We start from the raw sequence: 14,088 nt of genomic DNA, 5'->3' as shown, positions 1-14,088 counted from the left end.
GTTCGCATTACTCGCCGCGGTAAATGCAGCCGCTCGTACACGTCTCATGAATCCGAATCGCACTCAGCTCCGGCAACAACGGCTTCAGTTCACCCCAGATCCACTTGGCCAGCACTTCACTGGTCGGATTCTCCAGGCCGGGAATGTCGTTCAGGTAGTTGTGGTCCAGGCGCTCGTACAGCGGCTTGAAGATCGCCTTGATCTCGGAAAAATCACGGATCCAGCCGGTGTGCGGATCGAGGTCGCCGCTCAGGTGAATTGCCACCTTGAACGAATGACCGTGCAGGCGCCCGCACTTGTGGCCGTCCGGGACGTGGGGCAGGCGGTGGGCGGATTCGAACGTAAATTCCTTGAAGATTTCCACAGGTGTTTTCAGCTCTGTCAGGTGGCGATCGCCGCAGGCGATTGGGGCAGGCGGCGAGTTTACCAGCTTGTCCTGACTAAAGGGTCAGCAAGCGTTCGGCAAGGCGACCATTGGCCGCCAGTTCGAGGAATTCGTCGCCCAGGCGCCGGCTCTCATCCATCGCCGTGCGCCAGTATTTCTGCCGGCTCGGCGCATCGCCCATGAAGCGCTTGAAGTCGTTGCGGTCCGGCAGTTTGCCGTAGGGCAGGCGAGCCAGGTATTCCCTGGACGGCGCCAGCAACAGGGCGTTTTGCAGACGCGCCGGGCAGGCGCGACGCCAGGGCAGGGTCTTGTCGAACCAGCCGGGGATGATCCGGTCGGTGAAGTGCGGGTACAGCACGATGTCGTCGCCGCTGTAGGGCAGATCCAGGTGATAGTCCAGCAGGCCGCCGTCGCGGAAGGTTCCGGCGCCGGCGCCTGGCAGGTCGCGCACGCCTTGCATCACCATGGGGATCGAACCTGACGCCAGCAGGGCCTGGCGCAGGTTCGCGGCATTCAGGGCGATGAAGCGCGAGGGGAAGTCGTTGAGCGCGTCGACCGGCGGGGCCAGGCGCGGGTCGTGGATGATCAGCCGCTCGAAGTGCCGCGACAGCCGCGCCCGGCCGCGCAGGTTGTCGGCGATCACCGAGGACAGGCCCAGGCCAAGACGCCCACGGTGATCATCGGCGAGTAACCCGTGGCTTTTCACCACCATGATGTTCAGGCGGTAATGGGCATTGTCGAGGAGGGTGGCGTCGCGACCGTCCAGCAAGTCGGCGAGCATGCGCCGGGAGCTTTCGCTGATCTGCGCCATGGTCACGCCCTTGTCGAAGTTCTGCTCGATGTACAGCTGCCCGAGGCGGCGAATGCCTTCGGCGGCGTCGGGCAGGCAGGCGGCGGCGAAACGCCAGGCGCCCACCGAGGCGCCGATCAGCGAACGCTGGCGGGGTGCGGCGAGCAGCCATTCACCGAACAGCGCCAGGTCCAGGCCCTGAATCCCCAACGCCTTCGGCCCGCCGGCCGCACCGGGCAAGGTCCCGACCTCGGCGGCCCGCAAGCCGTTTTCCCGAATGCGCGCGAATGCCCGGGGACCGGCCTTGAGGGTCAGGGCGGTAAATTTGATGTGGATGGCGGTCATACCGGTCTCTCTGTCGGGCAGGCGGGCGGATTATAAACAGGTGTGAAAGGGGCAAGCACCGTACCTGTAGGAGCGAGCATGCTCGGTCCTACAGGGCTGTGTAGTTGCATCCAATGATGGCCATTCAGTTTCAATTAAGTTCGCCTCGCTAAGGTAGCTCCGTACGCAACACCCAAAAAACGGAGACACCCATGAAAACCTTGACTGCCCTGATCACTGCCACCTTCATCGGCCTGACCGCCAACATCGCCCACGCCCGCGACCTGGGCCCCGATGAAGCCCTGAGACTGCGCGACGCTGGTACTATCGTGTCTTTCGAGAAGCTCAACGCCACGGCCCTGGCCAAGCATCCCGGCTCGACCATCACCGAGACCGAGCTGGAAGAAGAGTACGGCAAGTACATCTACCAGGTAGAAATGCGCGACCCACAGGGCATTGAATGGGACCTGGAATTAGACGCCGTCAGTGGCCAGGTGCTCAAGGATCATCAGGATACGTAATGAAGGTGTGTTCGGTTTCACGCATGGCGCTGCTGCTGCTGGCATTCTGTTCGGTGGTGCTGGCCCGCGACCTCGATCAGGACGAGGCATTGAGGCTGCGCCAGCAGGGCGTCATCCTGCCGCTCGAGCAATTGTTGAAGCAGGCCCTGGACCGTCACCCCGGCTCGAAGCTGCTGGAAGCCGAGCTGGAGGAGAAACATGACGTCTACATTTATGAAGTCGAGTTGTTGACCACCGAAGGTATCGTCCGTGAACTGGACGTCAACGCCAGCACGGGCGAGTTGCTCAAAGACGAGGAAGATTGACCAATGCGTTTGCTTTTGGTGGAAGACCATGTGCCGCTGGCCGACGAGTTGCTGGCCGGCCTCAACCGTCAGGGTTACGCCGTGGACTGGCTGGCCGATGGTCGCGACGCGGTGTATCAGGGCAGCAGCGAACCCTATGACCTGATCATCCTCGACCTCGGCCTGCCGGGCGTGCCGGGGCTCGAGGTGCTGACACAATGGCGGGCGGGCGGGCTGGCGACGCCTGTGTTGATCCTGACGGCGCGCGGCTCCTGGGCCGAGCGGATCGAGGGCCTCAAGGCCGGCGCCGACGATTACCTGAGCAAACCCTTTCACCCCGAGGAGCTGCACCTGCGCATCCAGGCGCTGTTGCGTCGCTCCCATGGCCAGGTCAATCAGCCGACGTTGCAGTCGGCCGGCCTGCACCTGGACGAGGGCCGCCAGTGCGTGACCCGTGACGGCGCCGATATTCAGCTCACTGCGGCGGAGTTTCGATTGCTGCGTTATTTCATGCTGCACCCCGAGCAGATCCTCTCCAAGAGTCACCTCGCCGAACACCTGTACGACGGTGAGACCGAGCGCGACTCCAATGTGCTGGAAGTCCACGTCAACCATCTGCGACGCAAACTCGGGCGCAGCGTGATCGAAACCCGGCGCGGCCAGGGTTATCTGTTCGGCGGCCAGGCGCAGTGAAGTCGATCCAGCGCCGCTTGAGCCTGGGGCTGATCAGCGTGATGGTGATCGTCGGCCTAGTGCTGGCGCAAACCAGCCTGTGGCTGTTCGAAATAGGTTTGCAGCGCTACCTCGAGGCCGGCTTGCGCAACGACAGCGAGAACCTGCTGGTGGCCCTGGTGCGCGGGCCGCAAGGCTTGCAGCTGGACGAGCGGCGGCTGTCGCCTGCCTATCAGCGGCCGTTTTCCGGGCATTACTTTCGCATCGATTTTGCCGACAGCCATTGGCGCTCCCGCTCGTTGTGGGACCAGGAACTGCCGAGCCTCGACCACCCCGGCCTGCACAGCAACCTGCAACTGGGGCCGGAAGGGCAGCAACTGCTGGTGTTGCGCTCGGACTATCGGCGCCTCGGCCAGTCGATTTCCATCAGCGTCGCCCAGGATTACACCCCGGTGCGCGACAGCTTCAAACGCGTGCAGCAAGTGGGGCTGGCGTTGGGCCTGTTGGGGTTGCTGGTGATTCTGCTGTTGCAGCGGGTCACCGTGCACCGTGCACTGCGGCCACTGGAGCGGGCCCGCGAGCAGATAGCCCAGTTGCAGCAGGGCCAGCGCTCACAGCTCGATGACCAGGTGCCGGTGGAGCTGGAGCCGCTGGTGGCGCAGATCAACCACTTGCTGGCCCACACCGAAGACAGCCTCAAGCGTTCACGCAACGCCCTGGGCAACCTCGGCCACGCCTTGAAGACCCCGCTGGCGGTGTTGCTGAGCGTGGCCTCCAGCGAAAAACTCGATGCCCACCCCGAACTGCGCAAACTGCTCACGACGCAACTGGAGCAGGTGCAGCAGCGACTCGGTCGCGAACTCAATCGTGCGCGCCTGTCCGGCGATGCACTGCCGGGTGCGCTGTTCGACTGCGACGGGGAACTGCCGGGGCTGCTGGCCACGCTGAACATGATTCACGGCGAGCACCTGGAACTGAGTTATCGCGCCCCCGCAGGTTTGCAGTTGCCGTGGGACCGGGAGGACCTGCTGGAACTGCTGGGCAATCTGCTGGACAACGCCTGCAAGTGGGCGGATGCCGAGGTGCGTTTGAGCGTGATCGAAGCAGCACAAGGCTATGAGCTGAGCGTGGAAGACGACGGCCCCGGCATACCCGAGGACCGGCGCGACCAGGTACTCAATCGCGGCACGCGTCTGGACGAGCAGACCGATGGCCATGGATTGGGCCTGGGAATCGTGCGCGACATTGTCGACACCTGGGGCGGGGTGCTGCGGCTGGAAGCGAGTGAGTGGGGCGGGTTGAAGGCGGTGATCGAACTGCCCAAGCGTTGATCCTGACGCCTTCGATAAAAACTGTGGGAGCGGGCTTGCTCGCGAAGAGGGTGTGTCAGACGGCATGAAAGTCGCCTGACACACCCTCTTCGCGAGCAAGCCCGCTCCCACACTGGTTCAATGTCGAGCCCTCCATTTGTGTTCGACAACTGACCCCAAGGGACACGGGATCCGGTTTACACCCTGAACTGATCCATCAACCCCTGCTGCTGGTTCGCCAGGCTATTGAGCGACTGGCTCACCCGGGCTGATTCATTGGCCTGCCCCGACAGCGACTCGGTGACATCGCGAATCGTCGCGACGTTGCTGTTGATCTCTTCCGCGACCGCGCTTTGCTGTTCGGCGGCGCTGGCAATCTGCAGGTTCATGTCGCTGATCACCGTGACCGCGTCGCCGATCTGGCGCAGCGCCGTCACGGCGTGGCTGACCTGCTCGACGCTGCCCTGGGCCTGGCGATGGCTGTTGTTCATCGAGCCTACGACATCCCGGGTGCCGCTTTGCAGCTGTTCGATCACCAGGCGGGTTTCTTCAACCGACGCCTGGGTGCGTTGCGCCAGGTTGCGCACTTCGTCGGCGACCACGGCGAAACCGCGTCCGGCTTCACCGGCGCGCGCCGCTTCGATGGCGGCGTTGAGGGCCAGCAAGTTGGTCTGTTCGGCGATGGCACGAATCACTTCCAGCACCGAACCGATTTTCTCACTGTTGGCCGCCAGCCCTTCGACCTGCACCATGGCGGCGCTCATGTCGGCGGCCAGGTGATCGATGCTGCTGGTGGTCTGGTCGATCACCGTCAATCCGCGACGGGTCGCCTGATCCGCTTCCCTGGCCGCTTGTGCCGCCTGCGCCGCGCTGCGGGCGACGTCCTGGGCGGTGGCGCTCATTTCGTGGGAGGCGGTCGCCACCTGGTCGACCTGGCGATACTGCTGTTCCATGCCGGCGCTGGTTTGCGTGGCGATGGCGGAGGATTGGTCCGCCGTGCTGCGGGCGTCCTGTACCGAGCGTTTGACCTCGGCGATGATCGGTTGCAGTTTGTCGAGAAAACGGTTGAACCCGCCCGCCAGCTGGCCCAGTTCGTCCGGTTTGTCGTAGGCCAGCCGACGGGTCAGGTCGCCTTCGCCGCTGGCGATGTCTTCGAGCATGTGTGCCACGCCCAGGATCGGCCGGGTGACGCTGCGGGCCATCAGCCACACCAGCATCAGGCCGATCAGCGCCGCGAGGATGCCCAGGCCCAGTTCGATCAGACTGCCTGTGGTGTTGTTGTCGTCCAGTTGTTTTTTCAGTATTTCGGCCGGGCCGACCAGGACTTTTTCCGGCACATCGAGCAATACCCCCCAAGGCTTGCCATCGGGGATCGCCTGGAAGGGCGAGAGCACTTTCAACTGGTGTTCGCTGTGCAGGCTGGTGGTGGTGGTGGTGGTGCGGCTGGCGGCCAGTTGACGCGTCAACTCAGCGCCATTGGTGGTGTCCACAGTCTCCAGGCGCTGGCCGAGCTTGCCGGCATCGGCGCTGTAGCCGGCGAGCAGACCGGCCGGGCTGATGATGCTGACGCGGGTCTGGCCGTCATAGAGTTTACGGCTCACGTCCTGACTGACCGCCTGCAGGCTGTTGAGGTTGAGGTCCACGGACAGCGACGCGATCACTTTGCCGTTGAGCATCAACGGGAACACGATGCTGGTCATCAGCACGTCCTGGCCGTCGACCTTGTAGAAATAGGGTTCGATCACACAGGGTTTGAGCGAAGTTCGCGGACAGGTGAACCAGGTGTTGGCGGGTTCGCCGCCGGGGCCGGTGCGGGTGTCGGCGATGTCGCTTTCCGGCAGCGCCATCGAGGTCAACTTGCCAGGTGTCGGTTGCGACCAGTACAGCGCGAAGCGGCCCTTGTCGTTACTGCCCAGTTCCGCCTGCTCGGCGAACAGTTCGTCCTTGCCGTCCAGCGCATTGGGCTCGAACACCAGGGACAGGCCCAGCAGCTCCGGGTTGGCCTGCAGCGCCGACTTGACCTGGCGGGTCAGGTCCTCACGCAGGTCGAAGGCATCGAGGAAGCGCTTTTCCGCCTGATCGCGCAGGAACAGCACCTGCCGCGAAAAGCCATGGCCATACTGATAGGCATCCATGAACTGGCGGCGAATGCTCAACGCCTGGACTTCGCCCTGGGATTCGATACGGGCCTGGGCCGCTTCGGTCAGCATCTCCATGCTCGAGGCTTTCACCAGCTCGGAGCTGTGCTCCATGCGATACAGCGAAAGTCCGACCAGCAAGGTCACGATACCCGCCAGGCAGAGGCCGGCGAGGAGGGTGATTTTCCATTGGATGGACAGTTGTCGCGGCGACATGCTGATACCTTTATTCGATAAATATCCAGGACTTTGCACTGTAACGGCGCACGATCGACTTTCTTGAGGGTTGCAGCCTGTGCGTGCTTGCGTCAAAGTGCGCGCCCTCTAATAAAAGCCATTCCGTATCCGCTGGCGGCTCATCGCAGACTGCCGGCCGGACTCTTTTCGCGTGCCTGGAGTAACGATGATTAATGCTGTAATTGCCGCGGTCGGCGTCATGCTGATCCTCAGCCTGTCCCGCGTGCACGTCGTGATCGCGCTGATTGTCGGCGCACTGGTCGGTGGCCTGAGTGGCGGCCTGGGCATCGACGCCACCCTCAAGGCGTTCAACAGCGGCCTGGGCGGCGGGGCGACAGTGGCGCTGTCCTACGCCTTGCTCGGCGCTTTCGCGGTGGCGATTGCCAAATCCGGGCTGGCCCATGCCCTGGCGGACAAGGCCCTGGCCATGGTCGATCGGCAACACGCCACGGGCGGTCGCCAGGTCAAATGGCTGTTGATCGGTTTGCTGTGGGTGGTGGCCATCGCTTCACAGAACATTCTGCCGATACATATCGCTTTCATTCCGTTGCTGGTCCCGCCGCTGTTGTATGTGCTGACCAAGCTGCAACTCGATCGCCGGTTGATCGCCTGCGTCATGACGTTCGGCCTGATCACCCCGTACATGTTCCTGCCGGTGGGCTTCGGCAACATCTTTCTCAATGAAATCCTCCTGGCCAACGTGGCCCGCAGCGGCGTCGACATCAGCGGCATCAACGTCACCCATGCCATGGGCATTCCGGCGCTGGGCATGCTGGTGGGATTGGGAGTTGCCTTCATCAGTTACCGCAAGAAACGCGTCTACGACCTGGCCAGGATCGAGCAGGTCGAACAGGTCGCGGTCACGTACAACCCGTTGAGCCTGATGGTGGCCGGAGTGGCCATCGCGGCGGCGTTCATCATTCAGTTGCTGCTGGACTCGATGATCATCGGCGCGCTGGCGGGGTTTTTGATCTTTTCGGTGTCGGGCATCGTCAAGTGGCGCGAGACCGACGACCTGTTCACCGAAGGCATGAAGATGATGGCGATGATCGGTTTCATCATGATCGCCGCCTCGGGTTTCGCCGAGGTGATGAAAGCCACCGGCCAGGTGCAGACGCTGGTCGAAGCGTCGGCGGCGTGGATCGGCCACAGCCAGGGCATCGGGGCGCTGTTGATGCTGCTGGTCGGCCTGCTGGTGACCATGGGCATCGGTTCGTCGTTCTCCACCGTACCGATTCTCGCCGCGATCTTCGTGCCGCTGTGCGTGCAACTGGGGTTCAGCCCGATCGCCATCGTGTGCATCGTCGGCACCGCCGGGGCCTTGGGCGACGCCGGTTCGCCCGCCTCGGACTCGACGCTGGGCCCGACCTCCGGCCTGAACATCGACGGCCAGCACCACCACATCTGGGACACCGTGGTCCCGACTTTCCTGCATTACAACCTGCCGCTGCTGGCGTTCGGCTGGGTGGCGGCGATGGTGCTCTGACCGGCGCGCCACTCTTCTGTAGGAGCGAGCTTGCTCGCGAAGGACGCAAGGCCACCGCTGGGTATCAGATGTCCAGCGTTATCGTTGACCACCTTCGCGAGCAAGCTCACTCCTACAGGGGGGCGCTGATCTTCACAGTCATGACCTGACTCAACTTTTGACCCGGCGTGCCGCTATACCCTTTGACCACGCCAATAAATTCAAAAGAGTGATCCGTCATGCGCATGAGCCTCAAGGCTAAAGTCCTGTCCCTTGCCGTTCTTCCGGTGCTGCTCTTTGCGCTGGTCATCAGCCTGACCACCTATTTCGTGCTGCAGGAACAGGCGCGCAAGGAAGTCGAGGAGACCCGCGAACGCTTGCTCGGCAACGCCAAGGACACGCTGAAAAGCTACGTGGCCGTGGCCATGACCGCGATCAAGCCGCTCTATGATGCCGCCGCGCCAGGCGACGACGCGGCGCGGGCGCAGGTGATCAAGCTGCTGTCGAACATCAGTTACGACAAGGAAGGTTACTTCTTCGGCTACGACTCCAACACCGTCCGCCTGTTCAAGGCCAATAGCCCCGAAGGCGTGGGCAAGAGCTTCAAGGACAACCGCGATCCGAACGGCGTCTACGTCAACCGCGACTTGGTTCAGGTCGCCAAGGACGGCACCCACTACCTGCAATACAGCTCGCCACTGCCCAGCAACACTGCGGTGCTGGTGCCCAAGCTCGGCTACACCGAGTACCTGGCCAAATGGGACATGGCGGTCGGCACCTCGGTCAACCTCGACGGTATCGAGGCGCAGGTGGCGGTGGTCGAAGCCAAGGTCAAGGAGCGCATGGAGGGCGTATTGCTGAGCATCATCGGCATCGCCGCCGTGGTGCTGTTGGTGATTGCCGCCGCCGGCATGCTGCTGGCCAACACCATCCTGCGGCCGCTGCACCTGATGAAGGCCAACCTCGACGACATCGCGGCCGGCGAGGGCGACCTGACCCGACGCCTGACCATCACCAGCCAGGATGAACTGGGTGAACTCGCCGGTTCGTTCAACCGTTTTGTCGACAAGATCCATGGCCTGGTGCGCCAGATCACCGAAATGACCTCGCAACTGACCGGGCTGGTGCATCAGGTCTCGGACCAGGCTCACCGTTCGGACCAGGCGATGGAGCGTCAGCGTCACGAGACCGACCAGGTCGCCACGGCCATCAACGAGATGTCGGCCGCCGCCCAGGAAGTGGCCAAGAGTGCGCAGAACGCCGCCGTCGCTGCCCAGCAGACCGACGAGGAAGGCCAGGCCGCCAAGCGCGTGGTGGCCGGCAGCATCGTCAAGATCCATGCGCTGGTCGACGACATCCGCAGCAGCGGCGTGTCCCTCGACAGCTTGCAGAAGGACGTGGCGTCGATTGTCAGCGTGCTCGGGGTGATTCGTTCGATCGCCGAGCAGACCAACCTGCTGGCGCTCAACGCCGCCATCGAAGCGGCCCGTGCCGGGGAAGCCGGGCGCGGTTTTGCGGTGGTGGCCGATGAGGTCCGTGCGCTGGCCAGTCGCACGCAGATCAGCACCCAGGAAATCCAGGGCATGATCGACCGCTTGCAGGCCGGCACCCAGTCGGCAGTGGAAGCGATGCGCCGCTCCAGCGAGGCCGGCGACGGCACTTCGGCCCAGGCCAATGAAGCCGGGGCGTCGCTGGACACCATGGCGCAACTCATCGCCACCATCAACTCGATGAACGCGCAGATCGCCAGCGCCGCCGAAGAGCAGACTGCCGTGGCCGAAGAGATCAACCGCAGCGTGCACCAGATCGCCGAGGCCGTGGATAACGTCGCTGGTGAAACCCAGCTCGGTGCGCAGACCTCCCGCAGCCTGGCGGACCTCGGTCAGCGCTTGGGCAGTCTGGTGGGGCAGTTCCGTATCTGAGTGACTTCTGTGGGAGCGACGCCGGGATGGGGTGCCTGAGCTAGGGCCTGTCCCAGTAAGGCACCTGGCCAAAACACTCGACAAAAAAATCGATCACCGTGCGCACCTTCACCGACAAGCGCCGGCTCCCAGGCCAGAGCACGGCGATCTGTTGCGGCTCCAGGCTGTTGGACACCTGGTAATCGCCCAGCACCGGCACCAGCCGGCCTTCGCGCACCGCCTCGCCGATCAGCCAGGATGGAAACATCACCAGCCCCAGGCCCTGTTCGGCGGCCTGGGTCAGGGTGTCGGCATGGTTGCCGGTGATCGGCCCCCTGACCGAGTACGGCGTCCAGTCGCCCTGGCCCTGGCGGAAAAACCAGCGCTGCTGACCGGCCACGCCCTTGTAGGCCAGGCACTGATGCGCTGCCAGGTCGGCGGGGGATTGCGGGGCGCCATGGCGTTCGAGGTAGGCGGGGCTGGCCGCCACCTGAAAGCGATGGGGCGCGATGATGCGCGCCTGCATGCTGGAGTCGTGCAGCGGGCCGATGCGAAACAGCAGGTCGGCGCCTTCCTGCAGCGGGTCGATGTAGCTGTCCGTCTGCTGGATATCCAGTTGCAGTTTCGGATAGCGCTGGCACAAGCGTCCGAGCCAGGGTGTCAGGTGCCGTTGACCGAACACCACGGGCGCGTTGATCCGCACCAGCCCGGTGGGTTCGCTTTGCTGCTCCTGCAAGGCTTGCTCGGCTTCCTCCAGTTGTACCAGCATCCGCCGCGCATGATGCCCCAGCGTGCGCCCGGCCTCGGTGGGCGTGACCGCGCGGGTGTGACGGTAGAGCAATTGCTGGCTCAGCGCCTGTTCCATCAATTGGATCTGTCGGGAAATCGACGACGGCGCCAGGCCTTCGCGCCGGGCGACTTCGGAAAAACTGCCGTGATCGAGTACCGCGACATACAGCCTGAGGGCCTTGAAACCCAGTTCGTTGAGGCCGTGCATGGATTCGCCTGCTGTGCGAGTTACGCAAAAGTGTTGTCAGGATGCTGCCATTTATTGCAAAGCTCCGCTACCGGATAATCGCCCCCTGTAGGAGCGAGCATGCTCGCGATAGCGGCCTGTCAGGTGAATTGATCTCGGCTGACCCACCGGCATCGCGAGCATGCTCGCTCCTACAGGGGTTGGTGTTTAATCTGGAATGGGCAGGTGCCTTGCAAATGCAATCTTCTTCAATCGACGACGTCAGCGTCGTGACAACGTCCCCAACTCGACCGGGCCTGCGCCTGTTGCTGTTGCCCCTGGTCATCCTTGCCGGCATGGGCCTGTCCGTGGAGGCCGGGTTGCTCGGGCCGCTGGGCGGGCAGGTAGGGCATCTGTGGGCGACCTTGAGCATCTTTGGTGTCGGCTCGGCGATTCTGTTCCTGTTGCTGCTGTTCAGTGGTCCGCAAAAGGGGCCGGCCTTCGGCGACCTGCCGCGCTGGCAGTTGATCGGTGGGTTTCTGGGGCCGATGTACGTGGTGGTGCTGACCCTCGCCACTCCGCACATCGGCATTGCCATGACGATGATCGCGATCCTGTCCGGGCAGGTGGGCAAAAGCGTGCTGATCGACCATTTCGGCTGGTTTGGCGCGACCCGCAAAAAGGTCAACGCTGAGCGCTGGCTGGCCTTGCTGCTGATCGTCGCGGCACTTGTCCTGATTGCGCGGGGTTGATGATGAATCTGATTATTTTGCTGGCGGTGGTCGTGGCCGCCGGTGCGGTGCTGAGTGTGCAGGCCGCCATCAACGGCCGTCTGGGCGAGTCTGTGGGTGTCCTGCGCAGCAGCCTGCTGACGTTCGTGGTGGGGGCGGTGAGCACCGGGTTGCTGATCCTGTTTTTCGAACCGGCCCACGCCGTGAGCCTGCTGGACGTACCGAAGTGGCAACTCGGCGGCGCGCTGTTCGGCGTGGTGTACATGATGGTGATGGTCGGTGCAGTCCCGCGAGTCGGTACGGCGGTGGCGACGGTGGCGGTGATCGTCGGGCAACTGGGCATGGGCATGCTGATCGACAACTTCGGCTGGCTGGGCAATCCGTCGATCGAGCTGTCGGGCAGTCGAATCCTGGCGATGGTGCTACTGGGGCTGGCGCTGGTGTTCATGTACCGCAGCAGTACCCGAGACGCGTGAACTCTGGCGGGTGCAGGAACTCCTAAACTGAGAAGACGGATCGTCTTCGCGAGACCGGACGACCACACCAACGGAGTCAGACTCATGATCGATAGCGAAAGTACCTGCGACTGCCCCAAATGCTCCTGCAAACTGGGCGCACACCCCATTGCCCGCCATGGCAAACACTATTGCTGCGAGGCCTGCGCCAAGCATCATGAACAGGGTGAGGAATGCAGCAGCAAAGGCTGCAAATGCGCCCATGGCTGAATAAGCGGTCGGACAAAAAGAGTGGAGCCCGTGCTGGCTCCACTTGTCGTTTCAGGCGCTGATCATCTGACGCTCGAGCGCCCGATCAGTTTGCCGGGCGCCACTTGACGTTCTCCACGCCGAACTTTTCCGCCATCGGCTTGCTGGTCTTCTGCACCTTCTCCCGGCCGAAGCGCGGGATCCGACCCACGCCGGCGTCACAGCTCGCCCAATGCCAGGCCTCGGCGTTATCCATCTTGTCCAGGCGGATAATGAAAGACTTGGGGGCGCCATGAAGGGTGTACTCAATCACGAAAAGTTTTGCGTTGTTCATAAAGCCCGTATTCCTCCCTGTGGTAATAGAGGGATCGTGCCCGTCGTGGAAAATTCAGTCGGATTGTCAGACGGTTGCTGCAAGTGGCGACGGGGCGTGCGGCTGGTTACCATGCAGGTTCCAGAAAGCCCAATGATTGCTGACCATGGCCCTTGCCGCGCCCCCTGACCTGAGCGACACCAATGTGCCCGTGCAACCGCTGGCGCGCACCTATCCGCGTGGCTTGTACATCGAACCGCACGAGCATGCCTGGGGCCAGTTGCTGTATGCGATGAGCGGGGTGATGTGGGTCGAGACCCCGCATGAAGCGTTGGTGGTGCCGCCGCAACGGGCGGTGTGGCTGCCGCCCGGCGTGCCCCATGGAATACGCGTGGTCTCGGACCTGCAGATGCGCAACATCTACCTGCGACCGGCATTGGCGGCGACACTGGACGCCACCGTCCAGGTGATCGAGGTCGGCGGGCTGCTGCGCGAGCTGATCGTCGGGCTGGTGGCACAGGGGCATGACGGCGCCCCGGACTATTACGAGGCGCTGGTCGGCCTGGCGCTGCTGGAACTGCAACGGGCCCGGCGTTCGCGGTTGAAAATCCCCTTGCCCGACGACTCTGACCGGCGCCTGATGAACCTGTGCCAGGCCGTCATGGCCGCACCGTCGCTGGACATCCCCTTCGAACAGCACGCCGAAAACGCCGGCGCCAGCGTGCGCACCCTGGCGCGGTTGTTCAAGGACGGCCTGGGCATGGGCTTCGCCGAGTGGCGACGGCAAGTGCAACTGGCCGTCGCGGCGGCCGAGCTGATTCAGGGCGTGGCCGTGAGCACCATCGCCCGGGAACTGGGCTATTCGCCCAGCAGCTTCAGCGACATGTTCCGCCGCGAACTGGGTGTCGCGCCTTCGCAGTTTGCTTCCCGACCCGATCTCTGTAGGAGCGAGCATGTCGAAACGTCGAACCGTCGCGATGGGCGTCAACGATAACGCTGGCAGCCTGACACCCAACGGTGTTTTTGCGTTCATCGCGAGCGTGCTCGCTCCTACAGGGGATTGGGGGAATCAGAATATCCGCGCGTCTTGTCCGAAATTCCGAAGCACATGGCCGGTGCTCGCCGTCGCCCCTCCCTAGACTCTGCCCATACCCCAATGGCCCACGGAGTCTGCCATGAGTTACTTCATTTCACTGGTTATCGGTCTGGGCGTCGGCCTGCTTTACGGCGCCCTGGACTTTCGTTCCCCCGCACCACCGGCCATCGCGCTGATCGGCCTGCTTGGCATGCTCGCCGGTGAAAAACTGTGGCCGATGGGTCGGCAACTGGTGGCTGGCTGGATCTCCTGAATTCCCTCT

Annotated in this window: 15 protein-coding genes and 3 pseudogenes; 12 read left to right on the top strand and 6 right to left on the bottom strand. The window is 63.3% G+C overall.

The window, feature by feature from the left end; all coding sequences use genetic code 11:
• Positions 1 to 7 precede the first annotated feature (7 nt).
• Together queD and QIW53_RS18755 are read right to left on the bottom strand one after the other, a co-directional pair.
• Positions 8 to 364, bottom strand: coding sequence for a 6-carboxytetrahydropterin synthase QueD (queD, locus tag QIW53_RS18760; protein ID WP_028621713.1), 357 nt, complete (start codon positions 362 to 364; stop codon positions 8 to 10).
• 76 nt (positions 365 to 440) lie between these two features.
• Positions 441 to 1,520, bottom strand: coding sequence for a patatin-like phospholipase family protein (locus QIW53_RS18755; RefSeq protein ID WP_371051131.1), 1,080 nt, complete (start codon positions 1,518 to 1,520; stop codon positions 441 to 443).
• A gap of 191 nt (positions 1,521 to 1,711) precedes the next feature.
• Between QIW53_RS18755 and QIW53_RS18750 the strand changes: the two genes are divergently transcribed.
• The 4 genes from QIW53_RS18750 to QIW53_RS18735 are packed head-to-tail and all read left to right on the top strand — an operon-like array spanning position 1,712 to position 4,307.
• Positions 1,712 to 2,020, top strand: coding sequence for a PepSY domain-containing protein (locus QIW53_RS18750; protein WP_371051130.1), 309 nt, complete (start codon positions 1,712 to 1,714; stop codon positions 2,018 to 2,020).
• Positions 2,020 to 2,325: a PepSY domain-containing protein gene (locus QIW53_RS18745; RefSeq protein WP_371051129.1), complete on the top strand. Its 306-nt coding sequence runs from the start codon at positions 2,020 to 2,022 to the stop codon at positions 2,323 to 2,325. Before QIW53_RS18750 ends, QIW53_RS18745 begins: the two co-directional genes overlap by 1 nt.
• 3 nt (positions 2,326 to 2,328) lie before the next feature.
• Complete coding sequence (locus QIW53_RS18740) at positions 2,329 to 2,997, top strand: response regulator transcription factor (protein ID WP_192304673.1); 669 nt, start codon at positions 2,329 to 2,331, stop codon at positions 2,995 to 2,997.
• Positions 2,994 to 4,307: a sensor histidine kinase gene (locus tag QIW53_RS18735; protein WP_371051128.1), complete on the top strand. Its 1,314-nt coding sequence runs from the start codon at positions 2,994 to 2,996 to the stop codon at positions 4,305 to 4,307. The genes QIW53_RS18740 and QIW53_RS18735 overlap by 4 nt, the downstream gene beginning before the upstream one ends.
• A gap of 176 nt (positions 4,308 to 4,483) precedes the next feature.
• On the opposite strand, the pseudogene QIW53_RS18730 reads toward QIW53_RS18735, so the two are convergent.
• Together QIW53_RS18730 and QIW53_RS18725 are read right to left on the bottom strand one after the other, a co-directional pair.
• Positions 4,484 to 5,011, bottom strand: a pseudogene (locus QIW53_RS18730) (methyl-accepting chemotaxis protein); the annotation flags it as partial.
• Between the two features lie 330 nt (positions 5,012 to 5,341).
• A pseudogene (locus tag QIW53_RS18725) lies at positions 5,342 to 6,421 on the bottom strand (HAMP domain-containing protein); the annotation flags it as partial.
• A 409-nt stretch (positions 6,422 to 6,830) separates the two neighbouring features.
• Here QIW53_RS18725 and QIW53_RS18720 point away from each other — a divergent pair.
• The 3 genes and pseudogenes from QIW53_RS18720 to QIW53_RS18710 all read left to right on the top strand — a co-directional run bounded on the left by QIW53_RS18720 (position 6,831) and on the right by QIW53_RS18710 (position 10,048).
• Entirely contained in the window at positions 6,831 to 8,147 is a 1,317-nt protein-coding gene (locus QIW53_RS18720; protein WP_371051186.1) for a Na+/H+ antiporter family protein, read from the top strand.
• Positions 8,148 to 8,365: 218 nt separating this feature from the next.
• A pseudogene (locus QIW53_RS18715) lies at positions 8,366 to 9,142 on the top strand (cache domain-containing protein); the annotation flags it as partial.
• Positions 9,143 to 9,226: 84 nt separating this feature from the next.
• Positions 9,227 to 10,048: a methyl-accepting chemotaxis protein gene (locus tag QIW53_RS18710; RefSeq protein WP_371051185.1), complete on the top strand. Its 822-nt coding sequence runs from the start codon at positions 9,227 to 9,229 to the stop codon at positions 10,046 to 10,048.
• A 40-nt stretch (positions 10,049 to 10,088) separates the two neighbouring features.
• Here QIW53_RS18710 and QIW53_RS18705 read toward each other — a convergent pair whose 3' ends face one another.
• Positions 10,089 to 11,024 (bottom strand): LysR family transcriptional regulator, encoded by a 936-nt coding sequence (locus QIW53_RS18705; RefSeq protein WP_371051127.1) that lies wholly within the window; start codon positions 11,022 to 11,024, stop codon positions 10,089 to 10,091.
• 215 nt (positions 11,025 to 11,239) lie between these two features.
• Between QIW53_RS18705 and QIW53_RS18700 the strand changes: the two genes are divergently transcribed.
• The 3 genes from QIW53_RS18700 (at position 11,240) to QIW53_RS18690 (ending at position 12,438) form a co-directional block, all read left to right on the top strand.
• Positions 11,240 to 11,734: a DMT family transporter gene (locus QIW53_RS18700; RefSeq protein WP_371051126.1), complete on the top strand. Its 495-nt coding sequence runs from the start codon at positions 11,240 to 11,242 to the stop codon at positions 11,732 to 11,734.
• Positions 11,734 to 12,189: a DMT family transporter gene (locus QIW53_RS18695; RefSeq protein WP_371051125.1), complete on the top strand. Its 456-nt coding sequence runs from the start codon at positions 11,734 to 11,736 to the stop codon at positions 12,187 to 12,189. The genes QIW53_RS18700 and QIW53_RS18695 overlap by 1 nt, the downstream gene beginning before the upstream one ends.
• Before the next feature lie 84 nt (positions 12,190 to 12,273).
• A complete protein-coding gene (locus QIW53_RS18690; protein ID WP_371051124.1) occupies positions 12,274 to 12,438 on the top strand; it encodes a metallothionein in 165 nt (54 codons plus the stop codon).
• 85 nt (positions 12,439 to 12,523) lie between these two features.
• Here QIW53_RS18690 and QIW53_RS18685 read toward each other — a convergent pair whose 3' ends face one another.
• Positions 12,524 to 12,751, bottom strand: coding sequence for a DUF6555 family protein (locus QIW53_RS18685; protein WP_008152143.1), 228 nt, complete (start codon positions 12,749 to 12,751; stop codon positions 12,524 to 12,526).
• A 145-nt stretch (positions 12,752 to 12,896) separates the two neighbouring features.
• Between QIW53_RS18685 and QIW53_RS18680 the strand changes: the two genes are divergently transcribed.
• A complete protein-coding gene (locus tag QIW53_RS18680) occupies positions 12,897 to 13,724 on the top strand; it encodes an AraC family transcriptional regulator (RefSeq protein WP_371051123.1) in 828 nt (275 codons plus the stop codon).
• Positions 13,725 to 13,905: 181 nt separating this feature from the next.
• Entirely contained in the window at positions 13,906 to 14,079 is a 174-nt protein-coding gene (locus tag QIW53_RS18675) for a DUF1427 family protein (RefSeq protein WP_192304656.1), read from the top strand.
• Positions 14,080 to 14,088 lie beyond the last annotated feature (9 nt).

This window comes from Pseudomonas fluorescens (genome assembly GCF_041354075.1).
GTDB classification, from domain to species: domain Bacteria; phylum Pseudomonadota; class Gammaproteobacteria; order Pseudomonadales; family Pseudomonadaceae; genus Aquipseudomonas; species Aquipseudomonas fluorescens_CE.
The sequence above is the reverse complement of the archived record's forward strand: the minus strand, read 5'-3'. Positions and strand labels throughout refer to the sequence as shown.